This window comes from Craterilacuibacter sp. RT1T (assembly GCF_023502145.1).
GTDB lineage: Bacteria > Pseudomonadota > Gammaproteobacteria > Burkholderiales > Chromobacteriaceae > Craterilacuibacter.
In genome coordinates this window covers 210,587-231,791 of sequence record NZ_JAMFLI010000001.1, presented here as the reverse complement: position 1 = coordinate 231,791, position 21,205 = coordinate 210,587, and the positions used below count along the sequence as shown (strand labels likewise).

Sequence of the window (21,205 nt, the reverse complement as noted above, 5' to 3'; positions counted from 1 at the left end):
AAAAAGACCCGCCAAGCGGGTCTTTTTGTCGGTGCAAAACAGCGCTTACAGGCCGTAAGGATGTTGCAGCACGATGGTTTCTTCACGGTCAGGACCGGTAGACACGATGGCCACCGGCGCGCCGCACACTTCGGCGATACGGGTCAGGTAAGCCTGGGCATTGGCTGGCAGCTTATCCCAGGTTTTGGTACCGAAAGTCGTTTCAGTCCAGCCCGGCATCACTTCATAGATAGGCTCGCACTTGCTAACCGCATCCGAACCGAATGGCAGAATGTCGATCTTCTTGCCGTCAAGCATATAGCCCACGCACAGCTTGATCTCTTTCAGGCCGTCCATTACGTCCAGCTTGGTCACGCACAAGCCGGTTACGCCATTGATCTGGATGGAGCGCTTAAGCGCGGCAGCATCGAACCAGCCGCAACGGCGCGGACGGCCGGTCACCGAACCGAACTCATTGCCACGCTCGGCCAGAAAAGCACCGATTTCGTTTTCCTGCTCGGTTGGGAACGGGCCCGAACCGACGCGGGTGGTGTAGCCCTTAACAATACCCAGCACATAGCTGAGCATCTGCGGCGCAACACCGGCGCCCGGTGCGGCAGCACCGGCTACACAGTTGGACGAGGTCACAAACGGGTAGGTACCGTGATCGATGTCCAGCAGCGTGCCTTGCGCGCCTTCAAACAGCAGCGGCACGCCGGCGGCATTTTTGTCGTACAGCGTACGCGACACATCGGCCACCATAGGCTTGATGCGCTCGGCAAGCAGCATGGTCTGCTCGAGGATGGCCTCGAAGCTAACCGGATCGGCCTTGTGGTATTGGGTCAGCTGGAAATTGTAGTAATCGACATTTTCCTTGAGCTTGGCCGCAAAAGCCTCGCGGTCGAACAAGTCGATTACGCGCAGTGCGCGGCGCGCAACCTTGTCTTCGTAAGCAGGGCCGATGCCGCGACCGGTGGTACCGATCTTGCCGGCGCCCTTGGCCAGTTCACGCGCCTGATCCAGCGCAACGTGGTAAGGCAGGATCAGCGGGCAGCCTTCGGCGATCTTCAGGCGCTTGTCGACATCAACACCGGCGGCGAGCAGCTCGTCGATTTCCTTGAGCAAGGCTTCTGGCGACAACACCACACCGTTACCGATAAAGCACTCAACGCCGGCGCGCAGGATGCCGGACGGGATCAGGCGCAGAATGGTCTTCTTGCCGTTCACGACCAGGGTGTGACCTGCATTGTGGCCGCCCTGAAAGCGCACCACGGCTTCGGCGTGATCGGTCAGCCAATCGACGATCTTACCCTTGCCTTCATCACCCCACTGGGTACCAATTACCACTACGTTCTTGTTGGACATCGGAAGCAACCTCTTCTTCTCGGTCAAAATGAGTTCAATGAAACGGAACGATCTGCCAGCCTTCGCTCATTGCCACCAGTTCACGGTCGCAACCCAAGGCTTCGGCAGATTCGCCCAGATAATCCAGCACCACGATCTCGCCGCTCGCGCGTAAACGCGCGACTTCGTTGGATGCATCAGGCAACTGGCGTGCCGCCACCCGAATGCCGCGCGCAGGATGACGCGCAGGCAAAATACGTATCAAGTCGCGCAGATCCAGACTGAAACCGGTTGCCGGGCGCGCACGGCCAAAGCGCCGGCCGACATTATCGTAACGGCCGCCACGCGCCAGCGCGTCGGACCAGCCCGGCGCATAAGCGGTGAATAACAAACCGGTATGATAGAAACCGCTGCGCAATTCGGCCAGATCAAAGCTTAGCTCGACCTTACCCTGCAAAGCGCGGGCAATCGCCGACAGCTGCATCAAGCCCAGCTCGATCTCGGGCAGCGACGGCAGACGCGAGCGCGCGATTTCCAGCATGCTGGCCGGACCATATAGCTCAGGCAAGGCAATAAAAGCCGAGCGATAAGGCTCGGCCACGCCGGCCACCAGCTCGCGGATCGTAGCGCCATCCTTGCTTTGCAGCGCGCTAAACAGTTCGCGGGCACTCGCACCATCCAGCGCGGCGGCGGCAACCAGACCACGGAAAATCGCGATATGGCCAACATCCAGGCGGATATTCTCCACCCCGCCCAGGCGCAAGGCGTCCAGCATCAGGCCGATCACCTCAAGGTCAGCCTCAATACCGGCGTAACCATAAAGCTCGGCCCCCACCTGTAAAGGCTCGCGCGAGCTCATCAGACCATTCGGACGCGCATGCACCACACTGCCGGCGTAGCACAGGCGCGTGACGCCGGTACGCTCCGACAGCAAGTGAGCGTCGATACGCGCAACTTGCGGCGTGATATCAGCACGCAAGCCCAACTGGCGACCAGACAGATGGTCGTCCAGCTTGAAGGTCTTAATATCGAGCGCACCATCGTCTTCCGACACCAGTGCCTCGATATATTCGATCAAAGGCGGAGAGACCAGCTCATAGCCTGCGGTGCGGAACTGCTCCAGCATCGCCGCCTTGGCGGACTCCACCTGACGTGCGGTTGCCGGCAGGATGTCGGCAATATGTTCGGGTAACAGCCAGTTGCGCATATTTGAAATCGCTACACAATAAAAGGCGGGAGACACTCCCGCCTTGGCTTCAACGAATCAGCCGGTTGCCCGGCTGATAAAGGATGATATTACTACTTTCCAGCTGCCGCTGGGTTCTTGAAATACTTGAAGAACGCAGAGTCAGGCTGCAAGACCATCACATCGCTCTTGTTCTTGAACGATTCCTTGTAGGCCTGCATGCTACGCCAGAACGCATAGAACTCGGGATTATTGCCGTAAGCCTGGGCATAAATCGCCCCCGACTTGGCATCGCCCTCACCCTTGATCCGCTGCGCATCCTTGTAGGCTTGCGACAGGATGATCTCGCGCTGACGATCGGCATCGGCACGGATACGTTCGGCCTCGGCCGCACCTTCACTGCGCAACTGGCTGGCAACGGTCAAGCGCTCGGAGCGCATGCGCTCGTACACCGACGTGCTGATTTTATCCGGAAAATCGACGCGCTTTAAGCGTACATCGAGAATTTCGACGCCCATTTTACGTGCTTCTGTGTCAGCGCGCTGCTTTACGACCGCCATCACCTGTTCGCGCTTGCCGGAAATCACATCAGAAACATCCTTCTGACCGAACTCGGCGCGCAAGCCGTCATTAATGATCTGCTTCAGGCGTGCCACGGCAGCCAGCTCGTTGCCCCCCACGCTCTTATAGAACTGCTCGACATTGACTACGCGCCACTTCACATAGCTGTCGACCAATACGTTCTTTTTCTCGCGCGTATTAAAGAGCTCAGGTGCTTCGGCATCGATAGTCTGGGTACGCTTGTCAAAATAACGCACATTCTGCAGGAAAGGCACTTTGAACTGTATGCCCGGCTTGGAGATGATGCGAACCACCTCACCAAACTGGAACACCATTGCGTACTGGCGCTGATCCACGGTAAACATCGACATGGAAAGCAGCAACAGGCCCGCGACCAGCGCGACCAGGGTCGGTATCAGTTTATCCATGGTTTACTCCTCGCCCGTAGTTTCAGCAGTCCGCCCGGCGCGGTCTGTCAGGTCACGCCCGCTGCGCACGGGGGCAACGGCAGCCGGCTTGGCCGCCACGGCAGGGGCAGGCACGGCGGCAGGCGCGGCCTGGCCAGGGTTAGCTCCCGGCGTCGCTTGCTGCATCAACTTGTCCAGCGGCAGATACAGAAGATTACCGCCGCCTTTCTGGTCAACCACTACCTTGGAGGTATTGCTCATTACCTGCTGCATCATGTCGTAGTACATGCGATCACGCATGACCTTAGGTGCCTTGGTGTACTGAGACAGTACCGAAGTAAAGCGCGAAGCATCACCTTCGGCATTATCAACCACCCGCTGACGATAACCTTCGGCCTCTTCCATCAGACGCGAGGCCAGGCCCCGGGCTTTCGGAATCACATCATTGGCGTAGGCCTGCCCTTCGTTACGCAGCTTTTCCTTGTCCTGACCGGCCTTAACCGCGTCATCAAATGCTGCGCTTACGGCCTGTGGCGGTTGCACATCGTTGATGTTGACCTTGGCAATACGAATGCCGAGCTTGTAGCGATCCACAATCTGCTGGATTAGCGTCTGGGCTTCGACCGCAATCTGGGCACGCCCCTCGTTCAGCACAAAGTCGACCTTGTTGCGCCCGACCACCTCGCGGATAGCCGTCTCAGCAGCCTGCTTGACGATATCCTTGGCATCCTTTTCCCGTGCAGCATTATTGAACAGGAACTCCTTGGCATCCTTGATATCGTATTGCACCGAGAACTGGACATCGATGATGTTCTGGTCATCGGTCAGCATCAGCGCCTCTTCCGGGATACGGTTTTTAGCACTGCCGCGGTAGCCGATCTCCAGACTGCGCACCTCGGTCAGGTTGACAATCTCGACCTTCTCGAACGGGTATGGCAAATGCCAACCCAAACCCGGTCCGGTCGTACGCGAATAGCTGCCCAGACGCAAAACCACGCCTTCTTCACTGGCATCTACTACATAAAATCCGCTACCCAGCCACAGGGCAGCCGCCACCCCCACGATTGCCAGTGCGCCACCACGGAACATGCCGCTTGGCGAAACTTCGGGGCTAGGGCTACCACCGGCAACAGGTGGCTTGGCGCCCAGCAGGCGCGACAGCTTCTGATTCAGGCGGCGAAAAATTTCGTCCAGGTCAGGCGGGCCGTCATTACCTCCACGGCCTCGGTTCGGGTCAAATTGTGACATCGCAATCGGGGTCTTTTTGGTTAGGTTCTTGGGATAAATCATCTGAAACAAGTAGGGCAATAGCTGTACGCAAGAGTTCCAGCCCTTCTCCTGTCAATGCAGAAACACGAACTGAAACCGGTCGCCCGCTATCATCGTACTCGATTTCGGGCGGCAAACCACGTAAATCCGTCTTATTCCACACTATCAACTGTGGAATCGTATCCGCCGCAATTTCGGCCAGCACCTGATTGACCGCCGCTATCTGCTGCTCGCGCATACTGCTGGCAGAGTCCACCACATGCAGCAACAGATCGGCCTGCACGGTTTCTTCCAGCGTAGCGCGAAAGGCGGCCACCAGCGTATGCGGCAAATCGCGGATAAAACCGACAGTGTCCGACAAAACAATGGAGCAATCCTGATTCAGGAATAAACGCCGGCTGGTGGTGTCCAGGGTGGCAAACAACTGGTCAGCCGCGTAAATACGCGCCTTGGTCAGGCTATTAAACAAGGTCGACTTACCGGCATTGGTGTAGCCAACGATGGAAACCGAGGCAAAACCGGCACGGATACGGCCACGACGCTGGGTATGGCGCTGCTTTTGCACCTGAACCAGCCTGTCCTTCAGCATCTTGACCCGATTACCCAGCAAACGGCGGTCGGTTTCCAGCTGGGTTTCCCCGGGGCCACGCAGGCCGATCCCCCCTTTTTGCCGCTCAAGGTGGGTCCAGCCGCGAACCAGCCGCGTCGCCAGATGTGACAACTGGGCCAACTCGACCTGCAGCTTGCCCTCATGGCTGCGCGCACGCTGCGCAAAGATATCAAGAATCAAACTGCTACGATCTATCACCCGGCACTGCAGCACGCGCTCCAGATTGCGTTCCTGCCCAGGCGACAACTGGTGATTGAAAATCACCACATCGGCTTCGCTCGCCCTTACCAGAGCGGCCAGCTCCTCAACCTTGCCTTTACCGGCGAACAAGGCTGGATCGGGCCGGCTGCGCTTGCCGCGCAGCACGCCTTGAATGCTGACGCCGGCACTTTTAACGAGGTCGGTACATTCCTGCACCCCCTCCTCATAGTCGGCCTCACCAAAATCCAGACAAACCAGAATGGCCTGGTCGCCCTGATCGGGACGATCGAACACGGCTTTCCCGTCTTTAAAAAAGATAGGGGCTGAAGAAAACGCCTGCCGGCGGATCCGTCAGCCCTTATGACAGCAAAAACAGAATCAGCCTTCGGACTGGTTTTCTGCCTTGGTCGCGGCACCCGGGCCATCATGCGGAATGCTGACGGCACGAGCGGGTACAACGGTCGAGATGGCATGCTTGTACACCATCTGGGTCACGGTATTCTTCAGCAGCACCACATACTGATCGAAAGACTCGATCTGACCTTGCAGCTTGATGCCGTTCACCAGATAAATGGAAACTGGCACGTGCTCCTTGCGCAGAATGTTCAGAAACGGGTCTTGTAGCATTTGCCCTTTAGCGCTCATTTTTATTCTCCAAACTTCGTAAATTGTTTTCGTTCAAGATAAACACAACGGTGCCAAAATTCTTTTTAGCATAAAAAATACCGTCGTACTATTTCTTGGTTCGATTCTTGGCTACCGCCTTGCCACCGGTTTTGGCTGCAGGCTTAGCGCCAGGGCGGCCAAACGGCTTGACTGCCACCTTGCCATCAGCCTTGCCTTTGGCCGGCACACGCGCCTTGGCTGGCAGCTTTTCCTTCTCTTTGGCCTGCTCGCGCGCCTTGGCTTCCGCCTTGTTCGCGGCACGCTGTTTCAGCATGCTGAGCTTGCCGCCACTGGCTTCAACCTCATACGGGTTGACGCTGGACTTGTATTGTACCCTGAGCGGCGTACCTTGCAGCTGGAAAGCTTTACGATACAGGTTTTCCAGATAACGAGTGTAGCTATCCGGCACACTATCCAGCGAATTGCCGTGAATCACGATAATTGGCGGATTCATACCGCCCTGGTGCGCATAACGCAACTTAGGACGGGTCAAGCCTATCCGCGGCGGCTGCTGGCGCTCAATCGCCAGTTGCAGCAAACGGGTCAGCTTAGGCGTTGGCAGCTTGCTCATGGCGGCGTTGTAAGCGGCATCAATCGACTTGAATAGCTCCCCCACGCCCTTGCCTTCCAGCGCAGAGATATAGTGGAACTTGGCAAAATCAAGGAAGGCCAGCTTACGCGCGACATCGCGGTGGATCTTCTCTCTTTGCTCGTTGTCGAGGTGATCCCACTTATTCACCGCCACCACCAGTGCGCGCCCGGCCTCCAGCGCAAAGCCGGCAATGGTTGCATCCTGTTCGGACACATCCTGCTGCGCATCCAGCACCAGCACCGCCACATTGGCATCTTCAATCGCCTGCATGGTCTTGATCACCGAGAATTTCTCAATGGTTTCATTGACCTTGCCGCGACGACGCACGCCGGCGGTGTCGATAATGGTGTAGTTGCGGTCTTCGCGCTCGAAATCGATATAGATGCTGTCGCGCGTGGTACCGGCCTGGTCGAACGCAATCACGCGCTCTTCACCCAAGATGGCATTCACCAGCGTCGACTTGCCGACGTTAGGACGTCCGATAACGGCAAACTTCGGATGCTTGCTCGCCTCTTCTTCCGTCGCGTCGGGGAAACGCTCAAGCACGGTTTCGATCAGTTCGCGCACGCCATCGCCATGCGAGGCCGACAGCGCATACGGGTCCCCCAGAGCCAGTTCATGGAACTCGGCGGCAGCCATGGCAGGGCTCATGCCCTCGGCCTTATTCACCACCAGAAAAATCGGCCGCTGGCTCTGGCGCAGACGGTTAGCAATCAGCTTGTCCTGCGGCGTCAGGCCGCTACGGCCATCGACCAGGAACACAATGGCGTCCGCCTCGTCCACAGCCTGCAGGGTCTGGCGCGCCATTTCCCACAGAATGCCATCGTCGACTACCGGCTCAAAGCCGCCGGTGTCGATCACCAGATAGGGCTTGCTGCCCATGCGGCCATGACCATAGTGACGGTCACGGGTCAGACCGGGCTGGTCGGCAACCAGCGCGTCACGGGAACGCGTCAGGCGGTTAAACAGGGTTGACTTGCCCACATTGGGACGGCCAACCAGTGCGATTGTCGGTTTCATTAATTCAGACTTGGTTAATTCAGTACGGCCAAACGGCCGTTGCGACCTTGCACATAGGCAGCGTCACCCAGCGACACAGGCTGGCTGAGGGTTCCTTCGGCTCCGGTACGCGTGCGGCCGATCAGGCGGCCGTCCTCGCTGGCAAGAAGGTGAGCGTAACCTTCGCCATCCAGTACCAGAATATTCTTGCCCAGCATTACCGGTCCGCTGACATCACGGTAGCGCAGGGCATCGTTTTTCCACAAATTGCGTCCGGTCTCGATATCAAACGCCCAGATCGCGCCATCTTCACCGGTGACATAGGCCGCGCGACTGTCCAGCGCCAGCCCCCGGCTACTTGCCACCTCCCGCGCCCAGACCAGATTGCCACCGCGCGCATCAAAGCATGCCACACGGCCCTGATAGGCCACGGCGCAGACGCGGCGACCATCAAACTGTGGCTGGCTGACCACATCGGTCACACGCTCAAGCTCGCTCCCGCCGCGCGGCGAAGCAACCGTAGCTTCCCACAACGGTGCTCCGGACTGCAGATTGTAGACGGCCAGCTTGCCACCGGCTATCCCGGTGACCAGAACCTCCTTGCCTATGGCCAGCATCACCGGCGTGGTGGCGCGTACCATCAAGGAAGGCGGTGCCTGCCATTGCGTCCAGATGGACTTGCCGTCCTTGGCATCAAACGCGGTCAGACGACCATCTGCAGCATGCGTCACCACCAGGCCGGCAGCCAGTACCGGCGGTTCGGACAGTACGCTGGTTAACTTCTGACGCCACAACACCTTGCCCGTTGCGTCCACGGCAAGCAGTTCGCCCTTGTCGTTACCGACAAAATAGCGCCCCTCCCCAGCCGCAACACCGGCGCCCAGTGTTTCGCCCTTCACGCGGAATTCGGCATTTTTCTTGCCGGTTAGAGCGTCAAGCAGCACCACTTCACCATTATTACCACCAGCAGCCAGTACCCCCTGATCATGAGCGGGTACAAATAACCCCTGACTCGCCTCGGGTACTCGGGTCTGCCATTTCAGGTTGAGCGCATGGGTCTGCTCAATTTTGGCAAGCGGGGTCGGCTCGTAAGCTTGGGCGCCTTCAAACCAGCTGGCACAACCAGCCAAAAGCGAAGAAACGGCAACAGCGGCAAAGGTATGGCGTAGCATCAATCAGCTCCCGATCGCATCAATTTTGGCTTGCACGAATTCCCGCATCGGGTCTTCTGCGCTTTGCTTGGCCAGTGCAGCCTTATAAGCATCCATCGCCGCCTTCTGGTCGCCACGGGCGAACAGAACATCCCCCTTCATATCGAGAAAGAAGCTGTCAAAACCCGCCGGATGCTCTGCATTTAGCTCGGCCAGTGCGGCATCATATTGCTTGAGATCCAGCAATACCGCAGCGAGGCGCAGATGAGCAATGGCCAGCACCGAAGCTTCCTTGGTATTGCCAATCACCCATTTAAGCTGGCTTTGCGCCATCGCCAGATCATTTTTTTCAAACGCCAGCTTGGCAGCCAGTAGCGAAGCGCGTGGCGCATAGGATGTCGAGCCGTACTCCTGCTGCAAACTGGTGGTAATCGAACGGATCTTGGCCAGATCACCGCCAGGCGCGGCACTTTCCAGCTGGGCAAATACGGCCGAGGCTTTTTCTGCACGCTCCCCCTGATACAGATGCCAGCCCTTGAAACCAAGATAAGCCGCACATGCAGCCAGCACGGCAGCGGCCAGCCACTTGCCCCACTGTTGCCAGAAGGTACGCATCGTGTCTATCTGTTCCTGCTCCTGCAAGTCGAACGCCATGGCGCCCCTCCCCTATTTATGATTTCAGACGTGCCAGCGTCAGCGCAAGCGCATCCACCGCCACCACTTCCTGTGCCAACTCGGTACGCAGCGGCTTCACCGCTACGGTACCGGCTGCCATCTCGTTCTCACCGACGATCAGCGCAAACTGCGCACCCGAGGCATCGGCCTTTTTCATTTGCGACTTGAAGCTGCCATCGCCCAAATGCTGGACGACCGAGTAACCCGCCTCGCGCAAGCTGCGTGCGACGCGCATGCCGTACATGGCGGCCCCCTCACCCTGCTGGACCAGATAGACATCCACTGCACGCGCCTTGGGCAGCAAATCCTTGGCGGCCAGCAGCAGCAAGACACGCTCCATGCCCATGCCAAAACCGATACCCGGAGCCGGCTTGCCCCCCAGCTGCTCGGTCAGCCCGTCATAACGGCCACCGGCACAGACGGTGCCTTGCGCACCCAGCTCGGTCGTGACCCATTCGAACACGGACTGGTTGTAATAATCCAGGCCACGCACCAGGCGCGGGTTTTCCACGAAGCGGATACCCAGCGCAGAAATCATTGCCTTCCATCCCTCGTAATGGGCACGGGAAGCTTCGCCCAGGTAGTCGATCAGGCGCGGCGCGGCATTCGCCATAGCCTGCAAGGCAGGATTTTTGGTATCCAGCACGCGCAAGGGATTGCTGTACATGCGGCGCTTGCCATCTTCGTCGAGGATGTCCGCATGCTGCTCAAGATAGGCGACCAATGCTTCGCGATGCGCCGCACGTTCTTCCTTATTGCCCAGCGTATTGATTTCCAGCTGCACACTGTCCTGCAAGCCCAGACGCTGCCACAAATCCGCCGTCAGCAGGATGATTTCGGCATCGATATCCGGCCCGGCAAAACCCAGCGCCTCGATACCCACCTGATGGAACTGGCGATAACGTCCTTTTTGCGGACGCTCGTGGCGATACATCGGCCCCTGATACCACAGTTTCTGCGTGGCGTTATACAGCAGATTGTGTTCGACCACGGCACGCAAGGTGCCGGCCGTACCTTCCGGACGCAACGTCAGGCTGTCGCCATTCAGGGCATCGGTGAAGGTATACATTTCCTTCTCGACGATATCGGTCACCTCGCCGATAGAGCGCACAAACAAGGGCGTCGCTTCGACGATGGGGGTGCGGATATTCTGGTAGCCATAATCGGCCAGCAACTTGCGCAACACCCCTTCAAAATATTCCCACTGGTGCGACTCGGCCGGCAGCACATCGTTCATGCCGCGAATCGCCTGAATTTTCTGAGCCATGATCTTTTCTTGTTAAATCAAACCACTGTGGCAGGGCGGATCAAACCGCCGCCCTGATCGGAATCACTTTCGGGCCGGAGGCGTGGCGTTTGCTGCCACCCTCGCCATAACGGCTGGCGACATAGTCATCGACCAGCGCCTTGAATTCGGCGGCAATAGACTCGCCCTTGAGCGTCACGGTTTTCTCGCCGTCCACATACACCGGCGCGACCGGCACTTCACCGGTGCCGGGCAGCGAAATACCGATATCGGCCAGTTTGCTCTCGCCCGGGCCATTGACCACACAGCCCATGACCGCCACCTTCATCTCTTCCACGCCGGGATACTGCAAGCGCCATACCGGCATGGACTCGCGCAAATAGGTCTGGATACTGTCGGCCAACTCCTGGAACACGGTACTGCTGGTACGGCCACAACCGGGGCAAGCGGTCACCAAAGGCACGAAGCTGCGCAAGCCCATGGTCTGCAGCAACTCCTGCGCCACAATCACTTCGCGCGTACGCGACTCGCCCGGCTGCGGTGTCAGCGAGATACGGATGGTGTCGCCTATGCCCTCTTGCAACAGCACCGCCAAAGCGGCACTGGAGGCGACAATACCCTTGCTGCCCATGCCGGCCTCGGTCAGGCCCAGATGCAGCGGAAAATCGCAGCGGCTAGCCAAGTTACGGTAAGCGGTAATCAGATCCTGCACATGGCTGACCTTGCACGACAGGATGATATTGTCGGCGGGCAGCCCCAATTCCATCGCCTTGTCGGCACTCTCCAGCGCCGACACGATCAGCGCCTCGCGCATCACCGCATCCGGCGGCAGCGGCTGGGTCAAGCGTGCATTGTGGTCCATCATGCGTACCACCAAGGCCTGATCCAGGCTGCCCCAGTTCACACCGATACGCACCGCCTTATCCAGCTCCATCGCGGTACGCACCATAAAGGCAAACTTCTCGTCGCCACGCGCGCCCTTGCCCACATTGCCCGGGTTGATGCGGTATTTGGCCAGCGCGCGGGCGCAGTCCGGATAGTCTTTCAGCAGCTTATCGCCATTGAAATGAAAATCGCCCACCAAGGGTACACGGCACCCCAGATCATCCAGCCGCTGCCGCACTTCGGCGACGGCAGCCGCCGCTTCCGGACTATTGACGGTAATACGCACCACTTCCGAGCCGGCCTCGGCCAGCTCATACACCTGAGCGGCCGTTGCCGCCGCATCGGCGGTATCGGTATTGGTCATAGACTGCACCAGCACGGGTGCATCGCTACCTGTGATCAGGTGGCCGATACGAACCTGACGCGTTACGCGGCGGGGAATACCATAATCCATAGATGCCTCAATCCAGCTTGAGCGTGGCGGTCGAGCCACGAATCTTGCCGGTCATATCCACCGGCTGTCCCTTATAGATCACCGTCACATGGCTTGCATTGCCGATGCGGACGCGGTAAGGCGGCGTGCCTGCCAGTGTTTTTTCTTCACCCGGCAGCAGGCTGCCAAACATCAGCTTTTGTCCCTTGGCATCCGTCACCGAAACCCAGGACTCCTGCGTACTGGACAAGCGCAGACCGGACTCAGGCGACACTGCAGGCTCTACCTTGACCGCAACAGGCGCAGAGGCGGCAGGCTTGGCGGCGACGGGTACCGATGCCTGCGGCACTTCTTCCGTTACAACATCGACTGCAGCGGGCTGCTCCACGGTCAGCATGGGACTCAAGTCCCCCGGGCTTGCCGGTGCCTCTTCACTACCCGGCTGGCTCGAGAACCACCAGCCTGCGCTGGCAATGGCACCAGCGGCCAGCAATGCCAGCACAAGGCGGGGGGCACTCCAGCGACTGCCATCCGCATCGCCCTGCTCCACCGATGGCGCAATCGCGACCTCGGCCGCCAGCGGAGGAAAGATATCATCCAGCAAGTGCATCAACGGCACTGCGTCAAGCCCCAGAAAACGAGCGTAATTGCGCACGAAACCACGCACAAAAGTCGGCCCGGGCAAAAATGCGTAATCATCGCGCTCGATGGCCTCAAGCTGACGCACCGACAGTTTCAGACGCTCGGCCACATCCCCCAGACTCAGTTGCTGTGCCTCGCGTGCCTGCTTTAGCTGCACACCGACAGAGACGGTCTCTTCTATTCGCTTATCAGCTGGTTCCATCAGCTCAATTTCCACTCAGATAGTGTTGGGTTTCGACCGAGTCAGGGTAGCTAGCCAAAAGCGTATCACCCAGACGTTTTTCTGCTGCTTTGTCTGCCTGCAAGCGCGCCAGACGCACGCCTAACCACAAATCGGCAGGGCCGGGCGTCGCGACTTCACGACGCAGGCGCTGGTAGTAAAAAGCGGCCAGTTTTGCGTTACTGCCCTGCAGCTGCAGACGCGTCATTTCACGCAAGGCCATCACGTCACTGCCGTTAAAACGCAGCACGGCCAACAAATCGGTATTGGCCTCATCCAATTTGTCCAGTTTCATCAGGCACAGACCGCGATTCAACTGCGCAGTTTGCGGCTTGTCATACAAAGGGTCAGCCAGTGCCCGGGTAAAATAGGTAATGGACTCGGCCGCGCGCGTACCCTTGCACAAAAACCAGCCGTAATTATTATTCACTTCAGGGTTGGTCGCATCAATGGACAGTGCCTTGCGAAAAGCGCCTTCAGCCTCTTTATCCATCCCCAATTGCATCAGCACCAAAGCACGGATCAGCTGGCCATTTTGATAGCTGCTATCGGCCTTGACGGCCTCGTCAGCCGAATCCAGCGCCGCACGCATATTACCGTAACGCATATATTCGACGGCCAGTTGCGCCCGGGTCTGCGCCAGCTCAAGCGAGCTGGCAAATGCCATGACCGGCAGACATAAGCATGCCAGACACAAACCCCAGCGCCGCATTCGCATCATTGCTTGCCTTGTTCAATAATTTGCGTCCACTTTGCCTGGCGACGCGTCTTGTCCTGCACTTGGCCGGCCAACTGCCCGCAAGCGGCATCGATATCATCGCCACGGGTCTTGCGTACGGTCACGACCAGCCCGGCCTCTTGCAGCAACTCGCGGAAAATATGAATCGCGTTATTGCTGGAACGACCGTAACCCGAATTCGGGAACGGATTAAATGGAATCAGGTTGAACTTGCACGGCACATCACGCACCAGCTCGATTAATTGACGAGCATGTTCCGGCCTGTCATTGACGCCGTCAAGCATCACATATTCGAAGGTCACAAAGTCGCGCGGCGCTCTTTCCAGATAGCGCCGGCATGCTGCCATCAGCTCCTTCAGCGGGTACTTCTTGTTGATAGGCACAATCACGTCCCGCAAGGCGTCGTTAGGCGCATGCAGCGACACCGCCAGCGCCACCGGACAATCTTCGCGCAAACGGTCCATCTGCGGCACCAGGCCCGAAGTCGACACCGTCACCCGGCGCCGGCTCAAGCCGTAAGCATGATCATCCAGCATGATGTTCAGCGCCGACACTACATTGTCGTAGTTGGCCAAAGGCTCGCCCATGCCCATCATCACCACATTGGAGACCACTCTTTCCTCTTTCGGCGTCACGCCCAGCGCCTTATTCGCCCACCACAGCTGACCGATGATTTCGGCAGTGCTGAGGTTGCGGTTAAAACCCTGACGCCCGGTCGAGCAAAAAGTGCACTCCAGCGCACAACCGACCTGAGATGACACGCACAAAGTGCCGCGCTCGTTCTCGGGAATGAACACGGTTTCAACACCGTTGCCCGTCCCTACATCCAGCAGCCACTTGCGGGTACCATCGCCGGACTCCTGCCCCATCATCAGCGCCGGCACGCGAACTTCCGCGGTTTCGTGCAGCTTGGCACGCAAACTCTTGGCGATATCGGTCATCGCATCGAAGTCGGACTGTGCCATCTGGTGCATCCAGCGCATCACCTGCTTGGCGCGAAAAGGCTTCTCGCCCATTGCGGCAAAGTGTTGGGTCAGCTGATCCAGATTGAAGTCGAGCAGGTTGGTCTTCATGAGTACCTCAGAAAAAACGGCAGCCACCGAAACAGGCGGCTGCCGTTTCAAAAAACAGAATTAACGCGCGCTGATTTCGGAAGCAGCGAAGAAGTAGGCGATTTCAATCGCGGCATTCTCCAGGCTATCGGAACCATGGACGGCATTGGCGTCGATGGAGTCGGCGAAATCGGCACGAATGGTGCCGGCATCGGCTTTCTTCGGATCAGTCGCACCCATCAGTTCACGGTTTTTCAGGACGGCGTTTTCGCCTTCCAGCACCTGAACCATCACCGGACCGGAAATCATAAAGCTGACCAGATCGGCAAAGAAAGGGCGTTCTTTGTGTACGGCGTAGAAGCCTTCGGCTTCAGCGCGCGACAACTGCTTCATGCGTGCAGCAACCACTTTCAGACCGGCCGATTCGAAACGGTCATAGATCTTGCCGATGACGTTTTTAGCAACAGCATCAGGCTTAACGATGGACAGAGTACGTTCAATTGCCATATAAATCCCCTTATTACCTAAGACAGACGCATTGACTGATCAGAAGTCAGCCTTGCGTCGGGTGAGTGAGACCAATCGAAGAACCACATATTTTACCAGCCTTCTCAAGCCTTTGCTGCAGATAATGAATCCATGACCACTTTGCCACCTTCTGAAAAACAGGCTACGGACGGCGTCAGCCCCAAGACCAAAAAACGCATCGCCATTGCGCTAAGCCTGATCGTGGCGGCACTGGCCGTCATTCCGCTGATGAATATGCTGAAATCCAAACCACAAATCACCGATGCCAGCAGCGGTAAAATCAGCGGCACCTTGCTCCCAGCCCAAACCATAGTGCCCGAGGCGCCCGTTACCGACATTGACACCAGCGCGCCGGCAGCCGAGTCTACACGCCCTGCCAGCCCTGATCTTGCGGCCACACCCGGCATGAGCGCCCTGCCCAAATTAATGGTCGAAGCAAATGTTCCTCCTCCTCACCTGCCCAAGCCGGCCAGCCCCATGCCGAAACAGGCGGCGGCTCCGCTACGCGAGTCGACTGCCGCCTTGCAACACAAAGCTGCCTTGCCAAGCGATCAGCCCAAGCCGCGCGCCGCAGAGCAGGCCGCCCCGGTTACGCCGCCAGCGCCCGCCAGACCACAAGGCAGCTCTTTCGGCTACAACGTGCAACTAGGCTTGTTTTCCAGCCCGGACAATGCCGAGAAACTGATGGATGAACTCAAAAAGCGCGGCATCAATGCCCGCAGCGAGACCAAGGTACAACTAGGCCCGTTCAAGAGCCGTGCAGAAGCAGAAGAGGCCATGGCCGAGCTGCGCAAGCTGGGCTACATTCCGCTACTGGTTCCGCTAGGCCAATAAACCGGCCAGTTCAGGTCTCGACCACGCCGCTGAGGGTGGGTTCGCTAACGAGATGCGGCAGCGACAAATAGGTCTGCGACTGCATCTCGGTCAAACGGCTGGCGGTGCGGAAAAACTCACCGGCATGCACGCCTTCGGTGTAAATGCCTTCCGGCTCGATGGCGGACGAGGCCACCAGCTTGACACGGTGATCGTAAAATACGTCGACCAGCCAGGTAAAACGCCTGGCCTCGGATGACTGGGCCGCACCCAGCTTCGGAATGCCAGACAGGAATACGGTATGGTACTCGCGGGCAATCTCCAGATAATCCGTCTGGGCGCGCGGCCCGCCGCACAAGGTGGCAAAATCGAACCAGATCACACCCAAGGTGCGCCGCTGTGACTTGATGCGCCGACCCAGCACCTCGATCTGCGGCGACAACAAGCCGGCACCGCCAGAAATACGGGTAAACATTGCGTCCAGCCTGGCATGCGCGGATGCATCATCCGGCACCAGAAACAAGGGTTCGCGCACCAGTTCGCGTAGGCGGTAATCATGTCCGCCATCCACATTCAGCACCTTCAACTGCTGCTTGAGCAGGGCGATGGTGGGCAGGAAGTTTTGCCGCTGCAGCCCATTAGGATAGAGATTGTCCGGCGCATAGTTTGAGGTCATTACCATAATCACCCCGCGCGCAAACAGCGCCTCCAGCAGACGCCCCAACAGCATGGCATCGGCAATATCGCTGACGTGAAACTCGTCAAAGCACAACAGGCGCGTCGTACGCGCCATACGCTCGGCCAAGGCGATCAGCGGGTCCTTCTCCGAGGCCAGTTTCTTAAGTTCCTTATGCACGTCTGCCATAAAGTGATGGAAATGCACGCGCTTTTTGCGCGAATAGGGCACACAGGAAAAGAAGGCATCCATCAAAAAGCTCTTGCCGCGCCCCACCCCGCCCCACAGATACAAACCCTGCGGCACCGCAGGCTTCAGCAAGGAGCGGCCAAGGAAGCGGTTGCGTCTTTTTTTAAACTCGACCAGCTGTTGCCATAAATCATCCAGTTGCCCGATGGCGGCAGCTTGCGCCTCGTCACGGATAAAACCTTTTTGCTGGATAGCCTGCTGATACCATGCCTGCGGACTCAACTGACCAGCGACCTCGGGGGAAAATTCGTGTTGCGACATAAAACGGGAAACCTGCGCAAGAATCAGGCAAAAAGCCCGGTGGAAAGATAGCGATCGCCACGATCGCACACGATGGAGACAATCACGGCGTTTTCCAGCGTCGCATTCAGGCGCAAGGCAACCGCCAGCGCGCCGCCGGATGATGGCCCGGCCAGAATGCCTTCCTCGCATGCCAGACGCCGCGCCACCGCTTCGGCCTCGGTCTGCGACACCAGCTGCAAATCATCGATGCGCGAATAGTCGCAAATCTTGGGCAGATAGGCGTCTTCCCACTTGCGTATACCCGGAATCTGGCTACCTGGCTCGGGCTGCACACCGATAACGCGCACCGCCGGGTTCTGCGCCTTCAGATAGCGGCTCACCCCCATAATGGTGCCGGTGGTGCCCATACTGGAGACAAAATGGCTGACCGTTCCGGCCGTATCGCGCCAGATTTCGGGCCCGGTACTGTCATAGTGCGCCTGCGGATTATCCGGGTTGGCAAACTGGTCGAGGATGCGTCCGACGCCCTCCTGCTCCAGACGGCGCGCCTCGTCGATGGCACCGGGCATGGACAAGGCGGCCGGCGTCAGACGGACGTCGGCACCATAGGCACGCATGGTCTGCACCCGCTCCACACTGGAGTTCTCCGGCATCACCAGAATCAGCCGGTAACCCATCATGGTGGCCGCCATGGCCAGGCCAATGCCGGTATTGCCGCTGGTCGGTTCGATCAGCGTGTCCCCCGGCCGGATATCACCGCGCGCCTCGGCGTGGCGAATCATGGATAACGCAGGCCTGTCCTTGACCGAGCCGCCGGGATTGTTGCCTTCGAGTTTCAGCAACAGCACATTGGAAGTGTTGCCAGGCAGGTGTTTGAGCCTGACCAGCGGGGTATTGCCGACAAAGTCTTGCAGATATTTGAATTCGGGCACGGCGCGCGTCTCTTGCCTGATAACAGGCAGCCATTATACCGTCTGCCCCGATAAAATCAGCCGCGATGACAAAAGGGTTGAGAGCCCCGGATACAACAAGGCCCGCCTAACGCGGGCCCTGACTCATACCGCAACGCTTAACGCGTCATCAGGAAGTCGACATAACGGTCTACTCCCTCTTCCACGCTTAGCATAGGCTCGGCGTAACCGGCCTCGCGCAGTTGGGTGATATCGGCCTGGGTAAAGCTCTGGTACTTGCCCTTGAGCGCGTCGGGAAAGTCGATATATTCGAGCACGCCCTGCTCGACCAGTTCGGCCAAAGACAGCGCCGGCTTGCCCTCGTGGCGGCGGCAGGCATTGACCGTGGCAACGGCGACATCATTGAAAGGCTGGGCACGGCCCGAGCCCAGATTGAAGATGCCGCTTTGCTCCGGGTGATCAAGGAAGTGCATATTGACCTTGACCACATCCTCGATCGAGACAAAGTCGCGGCTTTGCATGCCGTCAGCCCAACCATCCCAGCCGCCAAACAGTTTGACCTTGCCGCTGGTGCGGTACTGGTTGAAGTTGTGAAACGCCACCGAGGCCATGCGTCCCTTGTGCTGCTCGTGCGGGCCGTAGACATTGAAATAGCGAAAACCCACTGCCTGCGCGGTCAGGCCTTCGGCCATACGCTGGCGCAAGACTTGGTCGAACAGGAACTTGGAGTAACCATAGACATTCAGCGGGCCTTCAAACTCGCGGCTCTCGCGAAACACTGTACCGCCACCGTACACCGCAGCGCTGGACGCAAACAGGAAGGGAATTTCTTCCGACTGGCAGTAATCGAACAATGCCAGCGTGTACTGGTAGTTGTTCTCCATCATGAATTTGCCATCGTGGTTCATGGTGTCGGAGCAGGCGCCCTGATGCAGGATGGCGCTGATCTCGCCCTCGTACTCGCCTTCCAGCAGCAAAGCCAGAAAATCGCTTTTGTCGAGGTAGTTGGAGATATTGCAATCCACCAGATTCCTGAACTTGTCGCCCTCGGTCAGATCGTCGACCGCAATAATGTCGCTAAAGCCGCGCTCGTTGAGCGCCTTGACCAGATTGGAACCGATAAAGCCGGCCGCGCCGGTAACCACAATACTCATAAGTGTCTCCTGGGCCGGCGTCGCCGCGACCCGTTTAAAGTGCGAACAGTTCCTGCTGCGTACACACGGCGGTGCCCAGCTTGGCCACCACGATGCCGGCCGCGGCATTGGCCAGCGTCACCGCCTGCGCCATGGGCAAGCCTGCGGCCAGCCCTAAGCCCAGTGTTGCGATCACCGTGTCGCCGGCACCGGATACATCGAATACCTCGCGCGCAAACGTAGGCTGATGCAGGGCACCATCAGCCTGGAACAAAGTCATCCCCTCTTCGCTGCGCGTCACCAGCAAGGCGCTGAGCGCCAACTCCGTACGCAGCGCCTCGGCCTTGGCACACAGTTGCGCCTCGTCCGACCAGCGCCCCACCACTTGGCGAAATTCGCTGCGGTTGGGGGTCAGCAAGGTGGCACCGGCGTATTTACTGTAGTCCTCGCCCTTGGGATCGATCAGCACCGGGCAGCCGGCAGCATTAGCCAGCGCGACCATACGCGCCACATGGGTCAAGCCGCCCTTGCCGTAATCCGACAGGATGACCACATCGTGCGCGGCCACAATGGCGGCAAACTCGTCCAGCTTGTCCGCCAATATCTCGTGACTGGGCGTATCTTCGAAATCAAGGCGGATCAGCTGCTGCTGGCGTGCAACCACTCGCAGCTTGATGGTGGTCGAGATACTCGCATCGCGCTTGAGCGACGTTTTGACCCCCGCGCCCAGCATCAAACGCTCCAGCGCATCCGCCGCCTCATCATCGCCCACCACCGACAGCAAGGTGGCCTGCCCGCCAAGACTGGCGATATTACGCGCCACATTGGCGGCGCCACCGGCACGCTCTTCCATTTTCTCGATGCGTGCTACCGGCACCGGCGCCTCCGGCGAGATCCGCGTTGCGTCGCCAAACCAGTAACGGTCCAGCATCACATCACCCACCACCAGCACGCGTGCGCCCTGCAGCCGGTCGCGCAAAACATCTTGGGTCAAGCCCAGCGATTGAATCAATTGCATACGCCGCCTACCTAGACCGTCTGCGCCTGAAACGCACGAATGTCATTATTAATCGCAGCCAGCACGGCCAAAGGATCTTGCGCCTTGGTAATCGGTCGGCCAATCACCAGATAATCCGCCCCGGCCGCCAGCGCAGCCGTCGGCGTCATCACCCGGCGCTGGTCGTCAGCCACCGCATCAGCCAGGCGTATACCCGGCGTCACCAGCTTGAAGTCATCCCCGCAGGCGGCGCGCAAGCTGGCGGCTTCCTGCGCCGAGCTGACCACCCCATCCAGACCGCTGCTTTGCGCTAGCCGCGCCAGACGCAGCACCTGCTCCTTTGGGCTCAGACTGATGCCGATTTCGGCCAGATCGGCCGCTTCCATGCTGGTCAGCACGGTAACACCGATCAGCAGCGGGCGCTGACTGTAAGGCGCAACCGCCTCGCATGCGGCCTCCATCATGCGCCGGCCGCCCGAGGCATGCACATCCACCATCCACACCCCAAGCTCGGCCGCCATCTTGCAGGCATGGGCAACGGTATTCGGAATATCGTGGAACTTCAGGTCGAGAAATACCTGAAAACCACGGGCGACCAGTGCCTCGATCAGGGAACGACCGGAGGCGGTAAACAATTCCTTGCCCACCTTGACGCGGCAAGCAGCCGGATCCAGACGGGCGGCAAACGACAAGGCCGCCGCGGCATCATCAAAATCAAAAGCGACAATAACAGGAGACAACGGCTGCACGGGCAGGCCGGCACAAACCAGCGGATTCATCAGACAACATCCTTGTACA

The 21,205-nt window shown here is 58.7% G+C and carries 20 protein-coding genes and 1 pseudogene; 1 reads left to right on the top strand and 20 read right to left on the bottom strand.

Features of this window, described 5'->3' with window-relative positions; translation table 11 throughout:
- Window positions 1–45: 45 nt before the first annotated feature.
- From M3P88_RS01175 to ndk, 15 genes and pseudogenes are all read right to left on the bottom strand, one after another.
- Window positions 46–1,344 carry an adenylosuccinate synthase gene (locus M3P88_RS01175; RefSeq protein ID WP_249614264.1) on the bottom strand — a complete coding sequence of 433 codons (1,299 nt, stop codon included), beginning with the start codon at window positions 1,342–1,344 and terminating at the stop codon, window positions 46–48.
- Between the two features lie 34 nt (window positions 1,345–1,378).
- Window positions 1,379–2,530, bottom strand: a complete 1,152-nt coding sequence (locus M3P88_RS01170; RefSeq protein ID WP_249614263.1) for an ATP phosphoribosyltransferase regulatory subunit — start codon at window positions 2,528–2,530, stop codon at window positions 1,379–1,381.
- A 92-nt stretch (window positions 2,531–2,622) separates the two neighbouring features.
- Window positions 2,623–3,498, bottom strand: coding sequence for a protease modulator HflC (gene hflC, locus M3P88_RS01165; protein WP_249614262.1), 876 nt, complete (start codon window positions 3,496–3,498; stop codon window positions 2,623–2,625).
- A gap of 3 nt (window positions 3,499–3,501) precedes the next feature.
- A complete protein-coding gene (gene hflK, locus M3P88_RS01160; protein WP_249614261.1) occupies window positions 3,502–4,725 on the bottom strand; it encodes an FtsH protease activity modulator HflK in 1,224 nt (407 codons plus the stop codon).
- Window positions 4,712–5,851: a ribosome rescue GTPase HflX gene (hflX, locus tag M3P88_RS01155; protein ID WP_249614260.1), complete on the bottom strand. Its 1,140-nt coding sequence runs from the start codon at window positions 5,849–5,851 to the stop codon at window positions 4,712–4,714. Before hflX ends, hflK begins: the two co-directional genes overlap by 14 nt.
- 84 nt (window positions 5,852–5,935) lie before the next feature.
- Window positions 5,936–6,202 (bottom strand): RNA chaperone Hfq, encoded by a 267-nt coding sequence (gene hfq, locus M3P88_RS01150; protein WP_249614259.1) that lies wholly within the window; start codon window positions 6,200–6,202, stop codon window positions 5,936–5,938.
- 256 nt (window positions 6,203–6,458) lie between these two features.
- A pseudogene (der, locus tag M3P88_RS01145) lies at window positions 6,459–7,835 on the bottom strand (ribosome biogenesis GTPase Der); the annotation flags it as partial.
- Between the two features lie 14 nt (window positions 7,836–7,849).
- Window positions 7,850–8,986: an outer membrane protein assembly factor BamB gene (gene bamB, locus M3P88_RS01140; protein ID WP_249614258.1), complete on the bottom strand. Its 1,137-nt coding sequence runs from the start codon at window positions 8,984–8,986 to the stop codon at window positions 7,850–7,852.
- Between the two features lie 3 nt (window positions 8,987–8,989).
- A complete protein-coding gene (locus M3P88_RS01135; protein ID WP_249614257.1) occupies window positions 8,990–9,619 on the bottom strand; it encodes a YfgM family protein in 630 nt (209 codons plus the stop codon).
- A gap of 16 nt (window positions 9,620–9,635) precedes the next feature.
- A complete protein-coding gene (hisS, locus tag M3P88_RS01130) occupies window positions 9,636–10,907 on the bottom strand; it encodes a histidine--tRNA ligase (protein ID WP_249614256.1) in 1,272 nt (423 codons plus the stop codon).
- Between the two features lie 40 nt (window positions 10,908–10,947).
- Window positions 10,948–12,225, bottom strand: a complete 1,278-nt coding sequence (ispG, locus tag M3P88_RS01125; RefSeq protein ID WP_249614255.1) for a flavodoxin-dependent (E)-4-hydroxy-3-methylbut-2-enyl-diphosphate synthase — start codon at window positions 12,223–12,225, stop codon at window positions 10,948–10,950.
- Between the two features lie 7 nt (window positions 12,226–12,232).
- A complete protein-coding gene (locus M3P88_RS01120) occupies window positions 12,233–13,048 on the bottom strand; it encodes a helix-turn-helix domain-containing protein (protein WP_249614254.1) in 816 nt (271 codons plus the stop codon).
- 4 nt (window positions 13,049–13,052) lie between these two features.
- Window positions 13,053–13,787 (bottom strand): type IV pilus biogenesis/stability protein PilW, encoded by a 735-nt coding sequence (pilW, locus tag M3P88_RS01115; RefSeq protein WP_249614253.1) that lies wholly within the window; start codon window positions 13,785–13,787, stop codon window positions 13,053–13,055.
- Window positions 13,784–14,878 (bottom strand): dual-specificity RNA methyltransferase RlmN, encoded by a 1,095-nt coding sequence (rlmN, locus tag M3P88_RS01110; protein ID WP_249614252.1) that lies wholly within the window; start codon window positions 14,876–14,878, stop codon window positions 13,784–13,786. The genes pilW and rlmN overlap by 4 nt, the downstream gene beginning before the upstream one ends.
- 60 nt (window positions 14,879–14,938) lie before the next feature.
- A complete protein-coding gene (gene ndk / locus M3P88_RS01105; RefSeq protein ID WP_124734079.1) occupies window positions 14,939–15,364 on the bottom strand; it encodes a nucleoside-diphosphate kinase in 426 nt (141 codons plus the stop codon).
- Window positions 15,365–15,496: 132 nt separating this feature from the next.
- Between ndk and M3P88_RS01100 the strand changes: the two genes are divergently transcribed.
- On the top strand, window positions 15,497–16,219 hold the full coding sequence (locus tag M3P88_RS01100) for an SPOR domain-containing protein (RefSeq protein ID WP_249614251.1): 723 nt from the start codon (window positions 15,497–15,499) through the stop codon (window positions 16,217–16,219).
- Between the two features lie 10 nt (window positions 16,220–16,229).
- Here the strand turns inward: M3P88_RS01100 and zapE are convergent, their stop codons facing one another.
- The 5 genes from zapE to pyrF form a co-directional block, all read right to left on the bottom strand.
- The gene (gene zapE / locus M3P88_RS01095; protein WP_249614250.1) at window positions 16,230–17,384 is read right to left on the bottom strand and encodes a cell division protein ZapE; all 1,155 of its coding nucleotides are present in this window, start codon (window positions 17,382–17,384) and stop codon (window positions 16,230–16,232) included.
- Between the two features lie 23 nt (window positions 17,385–17,407).
- Window positions 17,408–18,298 carry a cysteine synthase CysM gene (gene cysM / locus M3P88_RS01090; protein WP_249614249.1) on the bottom strand — a complete coding sequence of 297 codons (891 nt, stop codon included), beginning with the start codon at window positions 18,296–18,298 and terminating at the stop codon, window positions 17,408–17,410.
- Window positions 18,299–18,435: 137 nt separating this feature from the next.
- Window positions 18,436–19,431, bottom strand: a complete 996-nt coding sequence (gene rfaD / locus M3P88_RS01085) for an ADP-glyceromanno-heptose 6-epimerase (RefSeq protein WP_249614248.1) — start codon at window positions 19,429–19,431, stop codon at window positions 18,436–18,438.
- Window positions 19,432–19,465: 34 nt separating this feature from the next.
- Window positions 19,466–20,428, bottom strand: a complete 963-nt coding sequence (gene rfaE1 / locus M3P88_RS01080; protein ID WP_249614247.1) for a D-glycero-beta-D-manno-heptose-7-phosphate kinase — start codon at window positions 20,426–20,428, stop codon at window positions 19,466–19,468.
- Window positions 20,429–20,439: 11 nt separating this feature from the next.
- Window positions 20,440–21,186: an orotidine-5'-phosphate decarboxylase gene (gene pyrF, locus M3P88_RS01075; RefSeq protein WP_249614246.1), complete on the bottom strand. Its 747-nt coding sequence runs from the start codon at window positions 21,184–21,186 to the stop codon at window positions 20,440–20,442.
- Window positions 21,187–21,205: the final 19 nt, after the last annotated feature.